The organism is Gordonia sp. UBA7860, assembly GCF_002500165.1.
GTDB lineage: Bacteria > Actinomycetota > Actinomycetes > Mycobacteriales > Mycobacteriaceae > Gordonia > Gordonia sputi.
Genome location: NZ_DLSO01000199.1, coordinates 339 through 7556, shown reverse-complemented (window position 1 = coordinate 7556; position 7218 = coordinate 339). Strand labels below are relative to the sequence as shown.

The 7218-nt window shown below is 65.2% G+C and carries 7 protein-coding genes; 1 reads left to right on the top strand and 6 read right to left on the bottom strand.

What is annotated here, in order from left to right:
* The coding region (locus B3T59_RS23560; RefSeq protein ID WP_287005272.1) for a hypothetical protein at nucleotides 1–208 on the top strand (208 nt) is incomplete at its 5' end.
* A 98-nt stretch (nucleotides 209–306) separates the two neighbouring features.
* On the opposite strand, the gene B3T59_RS23555 is transcribed toward B3T59_RS23560, so the two are convergent.
* From B3T59_RS23555 to B3T59_RS23530, 6 genes are all read right to left on the bottom strand, one after another.
* Complete coding sequence (locus B3T59_RS23555; RefSeq protein ID WP_251722443.1) at nucleotides 307–1758, bottom strand: acyl-CoA carboxylase subunit beta; 1452 nt, start codon at nucleotides 1756–1758, stop codon at nucleotides 307–309.
* Between the two features lie 135 nt (nucleotides 1759–1893).
* Entirely contained in the window at nucleotides 1894–3165 is a 1272-nt protein-coding gene (locus tag B3T59_RS23550; RefSeq protein ID WP_005206423.1) for a KasA/KasB family beta-ketoacyl-ACP synthase, read from the bottom strand.
* Entirely contained in the window at nucleotides 3162–3473 is a 312-nt protein-coding gene (gene acpM / locus B3T59_RS23545) for a meromycolate extension acyl carrier protein AcpM (RefSeq protein ID WP_005206424.1), read from the bottom strand. Before acpM ends, B3T59_RS23550 begins: the two co-directional genes overlap by 4 nt.
* A gap of 159 nt (nucleotides 3474–3632) precedes the next feature.
* On the bottom strand, nucleotides 3633–4529 hold the full coding sequence (locus B3T59_RS23540; protein WP_005206425.1) for an ACP S-malonyltransferase: 897 nt from the start codon (nucleotides 4527–4529) through the stop codon (nucleotides 3633–3635).
* Between the two features lie 195 nt (nucleotides 4530–4724).
* Nucleotides 4725–5975: a PucR family transcriptional regulator gene (locus tag B3T59_RS23535; protein ID WP_197502339.1), complete on the bottom strand. Its 1251-nt coding sequence runs from the start codon at nucleotides 5973–5975 to the stop codon at nucleotides 4725–4727.
* A gap of 93 nt (nucleotides 5976–6068) precedes the next feature.
* A partial coding sequence (locus B3T59_RS23530) for a transketolase-like TK C-terminal-containing protein (RefSeq protein ID WP_414652121.1) occupies nucleotides 6069–7218 on the bottom strand: 1150 nt, incomplete at its 5' end.

Sequence of the window (7218 nt, the reverse complement as noted above, 5' to 3'; positions counted from 1 at the left end):
GCCGACGAGCCCGCCCCTCCGGCCGACCGATCGCCCGGAGAATCGCGTAGCACCGATGCCGCGGCTCGCCCACCCCAACAGCGGCTTCCTTCACCGGCACCCCGGCATCCACCAGCCTCGCCAACTGGTCACCGAACCGAACACAGTCCTCCTGAAACGACATGATCGCCGCAACCTCTCACCTGAGAGTGTTGCGACGATCATGTGAACCCGCCTACTGCCGGGGCCGAATCGCGTTGGTCTGGAGGGCGTGAGGGAGCGGTAGTGACCGGCCGGCCAACACGCGGCGACGGAGTCGCCGCCAAATCACAAAGGTATGTTCTTATGTCTCCCGCGCCGCGCGGGGGCGGACGCGAGAGCCTCGGCGATGATGCTGCGGGTTTTGGCGGGGTCGATGACCTCGTCGACGACGCCGATCGATTGTGCCCGGTCGAGTCCGCCTGCGATCTGTTCGTGTTCGACGGCGAGACGCTCGTGGAGTGCGTCGCGTTCGTCGTCTGGCGCGGCGGCGAGTGCTTTCTTGTGGAGGATGCCGACGGCGGCTTTTGCGCCCATGACGGCGACTTCGGAGCCGGGCCAGGCGAATACGGCGGTCGCGCCGAGCGAGCGTGAGTTCATCGCAATGTAGGCGCCGCCGTAGATCTTGCGGGTCACCAGGGTCACGCGGGGCACGGTGCATTCGGCGAAGGCGTGCAACAGTTTTGCGCCGCGTCGAACAACGCCGTTCCACTCCTGGTCGACGCCGGGCAGGTAGCCGGGGACGTCGGTGATGACGATGAGTGGGATGCCGAAGGCGTCGCAGAGGCGCACGAAACGCGCGGCCTTCTCGGCGCTTTCGGAGTTCAGGCAGCCGCCCATGCGCAGTGGATTGTTGGCCACGACGCCGACGCTGCGGCCGGAGAGTCGGCCGAAGCCGATGACGATGTTGGGAGCCCACTTCGCTTGTAGCTCTTCAAAACTCGACACTTCGGTCTCACCGTCGGCGGCGAGTTGTGTGTCGAGGAGTTTCGCGACGATGGGGTGGACGTCGTAGGCGCGTCGTGGAGATTCGGGTAGCAGTGCCTGCAGGTCGGAGTCGCCTGCTTCTGCCTGCTCTCGGTTGAAGTGGCCCTGTTTGCCGAACGTCGAGACGAGTCGTCGTGCACGCCAGTACGCGTCGGGTTCGGAGTCGGCGGTGATGTGGCTGACGCCGGACTTCTTGCCGTGGGTGTGCGGGCCGCCGAGCGACTCCATGTCGACGGACTCGCCGGTCACGCTGCGGACGACGTCGGGGCCCGTCACGAAGACACGTCCGGCGGGAGCCATGATCACGACGTCGGTCAAGGCCGGCCCGTATGCCGCGCCACCTGCCGCGAAGCCGACGACCACGGAGATCTGTGGGATGTAGCCGGAGGCCCTCACCATCGCCTCGAACACTCCGCCGACGGCGTGCAGAGCTTCGACGCCTTCGGCGAGGCGAGCTCCGCCCGAGTGCCAGATCCCGACGACCGGGGCCTGTTCTGCGAGGGCGGTGTCGATGGCGTTGACGATGTGTGCGCATCCGACGATGCCCATCGCGCCGCCCATGACGGTGCCGTCGGTGCAGTAGGCGACGGTGCGCACGCCGTGCACGAGCCCGATCGCTGCCTGCACACCTGAAGAGTCACGCGGGTGGAGGAGCGTGAGGGCGCCCTCGTCGAAGAAGTTGGTCAGTCGCAGCATCGGATCGCGGGGATCGACCGCGTCCTCGTGGCCGGTGATGGGCGCCAGTGTGGTCATCGCTGTCTCCTACTGCTGCGTTGCGAGTTGGGGAGGTGTGGTGGCGCCGACCGCGACGTCGACCATCCGGTGTATGGGTACTACACCGGAGACGTCGACGTCGCGGCCGATAGCGTGACCGGGTCGGGGTACTACTCAGTAGCGACCGATGGCCAATGCCACGTTGTGTCCACCGAATCCGAACGAGTTGTTCAGGGCGTAATCGATTTGCCCATACCGAGACTCGCCGTGCACGACGTCGATATCGCCGCACTCGGGGTCGAGGTTCTCCAGATTCAGTGTCGGCGGAATCACGCCCTCTTCGACGCTCTTGATGGTCAGCACCGACTCGAGCGCACCGACCGCTCCGATCGAGTGACCGAGAGCGGACTTGGGCGCGTAGATGGCGGCGTGATTGCCGATCGCCGCCGCGATACCCGCTGCCTCGGCGGTGTCGCCGATGGGGGTCGAGGTGGCGTGAGCGTTGATGTGGGTGATGTCGGAGGGCTGCAGGCCCGCCGTTTGGATAGCGCGGGTCATCGCCCGCGCGTTGCCCTGACCACTCGGATCAGGTGCGACCAGATGGAAGCCATCCGACGTGATACCCGCACCGAGGATGCGCGCGTGGATATGCGCACCTCGTGCTTTGGCGTGCTCTTCGCGTTCGATGATCAGCATGGCTGCGGCCTCACCGAAGACGAAGCCGTCGCGATCCTTGTCGAACGGGCGCGAAGCGCCTGCCGGGTCGTCGTTGCGGGTGCTCATCGCGCGCATCATCGAGAACGCCGCGATAGGGATCGCATCGATGTGTCCTTCGACGCCGCCGGCAACCACCATGTCGGCCTCGCCGAGCACGATGTGACGCCATGCATGAGCGATCGCCTCAGCACCCGACGAGCACGCCGAGACCGGGGTGATGACGCCCGCACGGGCGCCGATGTTGAGTCCGACGACGGCCGCGGGACCGTTCGGCATGGCCATCGAGACGGCCAGCGGCGACACCTTGCGGTAGTTGCCGGACTGTTCGATTGCCTTGACGGCGTCGACCATCGCGTCACCGCCACCCTGTCCGGTGCCGATCACAACGGCCAACCGATCGGGATCGACCTCGGGCTCGCCCGCCTGCGCCCAGAGGCGCTTGCTCATGACGTGGGCGACGCGCTCGACGTACGCCATGCGACGTGCCTCGATCCGGGTCACCTCTTCCGCTGGGTCCTTGACCATGCGGCCACCGACGCGGCAGGGGAGCTCACCGTACTTCGTGACGAAGTCGTCGGTCAGCTCACGAATGCCGGTTTCGCCTGCGAGAAGACCCTTCCAGGTCGAATCGAGGTCCTCACCGAGCGATGTCGAAGCAACCATCGACGTGACCACCACGCTGGGGAAGTTGCCCCCCAGCGTGGAGTAATCGCGGAGCGATGAGGTCACGAGCCGGCTTTCTGATCGGACGCGACCTGTGCCTGGATCGCGGCCGCAGCCTCGGGGTTCTCTGCTTCGAGCTTCTGGATGTACGAGACGGCGTCGCCGACGGTACGCAGGCCCGCGAGGTCCTCGTCGGGGATCTTCACGCCGTACTTGTCCTCGGTCTGCACGGCGATTTCCACCATCGACAGCGAGTCGATGTCGAGATCGTCGACGAACGACTTCTCCATGGTCACCTCGGACGGCTCGATGCCGGTGACCTCTTCGATGATCTCGGCGATGCCGGCGATGAGTTGTTCCTGGGTGGCAGCCACTGTGTGGTTCCCTTCGTTGTGCTTGTGAATGTGAACTCCGGAACATCGCTGGCGCGTGGCCACTGATGTTTGGACAACCGGTTCGTCCGGTTTCCGGGGGTCGCGGATGAGCGCGACCGCTATCCAAGCTTGTCGACCTTCTCGGTCACGTTTTCTCGGTCAGATCTTTTCGATGTCGGCGGGGACCTTGAGCGCCACCGAACCGACACCCTTGAGTTCGCGTTTGGCGATGCCGACCAGGGTTCCGGCCGGCGTCAGCTCGATGATGCTGTCGGTGCCCGCATCGCGCATGTAGGCCGAGCACAGATCCCAGCGGACCGGCGAGGTGACCTGCTCGACGAGCTTGCTCAGGGCCTCGGTTCCCGTTGTGACGGGCTGGCCGTCGGAGTTGGACAGCAGCGTGCGCGTGGGGTCGGAGGGGGTGATCGACGCGGCCGCCTGCGCGACGGCGTCGCGTGCCGGTTCCATGAAGCGCGTGTGAAAGGCGCCCGCGACAGCCAGTTTGCGAGTGCGTGCCTTCTCGGGCGGATTGGCGATGAGTTCGTCGATCGCTGCGACGTCACCGGCTGCGACGATCTGGCCGACGGCGTTGCGGTTCGCCGGGACCAGATCGAGCTCGTCGAGACGTGCGAGGACTTCCTGCTCGTCGCCTCCGAGGACGGCGGCCATCGTGGTCGGCTGCAGCGAGCATGCCTTGGCCATCTGGGCGCCGCGCACGGCGGCGAGCGTAACGGCCTCGTCGAAGGTGATCACACCGGTGATGGCTGCCGCGGTGAGCTCTCCGACGGAGTGGCCCGCGACGACAGCATCGTCGGGTAGCTCGTGGTTCTTGGCGTACTCGTTGAACGCCAGAAGCGCACTCGCCACGACGAGCGGCTGGGTGACCGCGGTGTCGGTGATCTCGTCGGCAGTTGCGGTCGTCCCGAGCCGTTCGAGGTCGAGTCCCGCGAGTTTGGACCAGATGGCCAGCTGGTCACGCGCGCCGGGAAGCTCTAGCCAAGGAGCGAGCATGCCGGGTGTCTGTGAGCCCTGTCCGGGCGCTAGCAAGGAAAGCACGTGACCAGAGAACACCCTCTGGCGTGAATTTGTGGGTGTTGAGGTCGATGAACCTTCACGAGAGTTTTTGTGGAGTTCCCACAATGGTGACCTCAGTGGCTATCCCATCGTCACCACTCTGAGATTCGTTACACAAATGTGCCCAAAACGCGTCTGCCTGCGAAAACGGTACGGAGGTCTTGTTAACGATGTTTCTCATGTGGCTCGTGACGATGATTCGTTCTTGAAGTGTGTCAAACGTCCTACTGTGGCGGCGATGCGTAGGACATAGCCATCTCGGGAGTGTGTTGGATCACGTCCGGTCAATTCGGCGACCTTCTTGAGGCGATAGCGAACAGTATTTGGATGAATGAACAGTTCGCGTGCGCACGCCTCCACGGAGCCGCCGGTGTCGAGATAGGTCTCGAGGGTCGTCGCCAACGTGGGCCCACCCTTGGCGAGTGGCCGAACGAGGGTATCGATGAGTGCCGTGGTCGCCGACGGGTCTCCATTCAGCGCGCGCTCTGGGAGTAATTCGACGCTGTGTACCGGACGCGGGGCGTTCGGCCAGCCGTCGACGGCGGCCATCGCGGCCATTGCCTCGTTGGCGCTCGCGTGGGCGGCGGTCAGATTGGGCATTGTCGGTCCGATGACGACCGGGGCGTCGGCGAAGTGATCGAGAAGTGCGGCGCCGAAGGCGTCGCTCGTCACGATCGGTCCGCTGACGATGGCCACCAGCATCGACCCCTGCACGACCGACAGCGCGGCGCGATCGTGCTGTTTGGCCGTGTTGTGGATGGCGAGCGGCACCGACACGTTCTGTTCTGGAGGGGGCGCCCCGATGATCACGGTCGCAGGCGCATCCGAGTCCCAGTTGAGGGCCGCCGCGCGCGACATCAACTGAGGTCCGCTGTCTCCGCGGACCACGGCGTCGACGACGAGCGCTTCAAGGCGCGAATCCCAGGCTCCGCGCGATTCCGCCGCCGACGCGTAGATCGATGCCGCGGCGAACCCGATCTCACGGCCGTAGCGCAGCACCGATTCGGTCAGGGCACGTAGTTGTGTGTCGTTGCGCGCGAGCAACGGCAGCCACTTCTCGAAGAACTCCATGGCGACGCGAACCATCTCGACCGTCTGAAGCAGCGAGATGCGTCGTGCGAGGTCTTGGGGAACCACCTGGAACGCCTGAACGGTGAACTTGACGTTGCCCTCGGGGTCTTGAATCCACTCCACGAAGTTCACGACGGCGGTCTGGACGACCAACTGCACGCTCGCGCGCTGCGCGGCGTCGAGGTCGGAGAAGTACGGCAGCTGATCGGCCATCGAATGCACGGCCTCGGTCGCCAGTCGGCCGCTGTACTGCTTGACGCGGCGCAACAGGGTGTCGGGCAGTGCGTCGTGGACGGTTGCCGGTGCGGGCACATGAGCGCCCCGCGCGCCGAAGACATCGACGGGCGGGGGCGTCATGTTGGGCTCGGACACACCCTCAATGTAGTCGCGACCACGAGGTCGCCGGGCCTCGACGCTGAACCGTCGCTCGTCGCCGAGACCCTGCTGCGCTCAGGCGCTGCCGGTGTCGGCGTAGGACACCTTGGCTGCGTGGACGTCGGTGATCTGGTACTTCTCGGCGGCCTCTGCAGCGGTGGTGAACGGGATGTTGCCGTCGCGTGCCAAGCCGACAAGCGTCGCGACGACGATCGACTCGGCGTCGACGTTGAATACCCGGCGTGCAGCGGGGCGCGTGTCGGAGAACCCGAAACCGTCTGTGCCGAGCGTCAGATAGGTCCCCGGAACGTATGCGCGGATCTGTTCCTGGACGCCGCGCATGTAGTCGCTGACCGCGATCGACGGGCCGACGGTCTGCGCTAGTACCTCGGTCAGATAAGGCTCAGGGTGTGTGACGCCCGGTTCGCGCACGGCGGCGCGGTCAAACGCGATCCCGTCACGAGCAAGCTCGCCCCACGAGGTGACCGAGTAGACGTTCGCTCCGACGCCCCAGTCGTCGGCGAGTATCGCCGCGGCCTTCAACGCATCGGGCATCGTCACGCCGGAGACGAGGATGTTGGCGTAGAGCTGCTTGTCCGACGGCGCCTGCTGGAAGAGGTACATGCCCTTGAGGACACCCGCGACGTCGAGGTTCTCGGGTTCCGCCGGTTGTGTGATGGGCTCGTTGTAGACGGTCAGGTAGTAGTAGATGTTCTCCTGATCCTCGCCGTACATCCTCCTCAGGCCGTCGTCGACGATGTGCGCGAGCTCGTAAGCGAACGCGGGGTCGTAGGACACCACAGCGGGGTTGGTGGCCGCGAGAAGGGGCGAGTGCCCGTCCGCATGTTGCAGACCCTCTCCGGTGAGCGTCGTCCGGCCTGCGGTCGCACCGATGATGAAGCCCTTGGTCATCTGGTCGGCTGCCGCCCAGAAGCTGTCGCCGGTTCGCTGGAAACCGAACATCGAATAGAAGATGTAGAGCGGGATCATCGGCTCGTTGTGCGTCGCATACGACGTGCCGACGGCGGTGAAAGATGCTGCAGATCCGGCTTCGTTGATGCCCTCGTGCAGGATCTGGCCGTCCGGGCTCTCCTTGTAGGCGAGCATCAGGTCGGCGTCGACTGAGGTATAGAGCTGTCCGAACGGGTTGTAGATCTTCAGGGTGGGGAACCAGGAGTCCATCCCGAACGTGCGTGCCTCGTCGGGAATGATCGGCACGATGCGC

What these genes read in the sequence shown, in the direction of transcription:
- B3T59_RS23555 (WP_251722443.1), bottom strand. Translation starts at nt 1,758, where the DNA reads ATGACCACACTGGCGCCCATCACCGGCCACGAGGACGCGGTCGATCCC.
- B3T59_RS23535 (WP_197502339.1), bottom strand. Translation starts at nt 5,975, where the DNA reads ATGACGCCCCCGCCCGTCGATGTCTTCGGCGCGCGGGGCGCTCATGTG.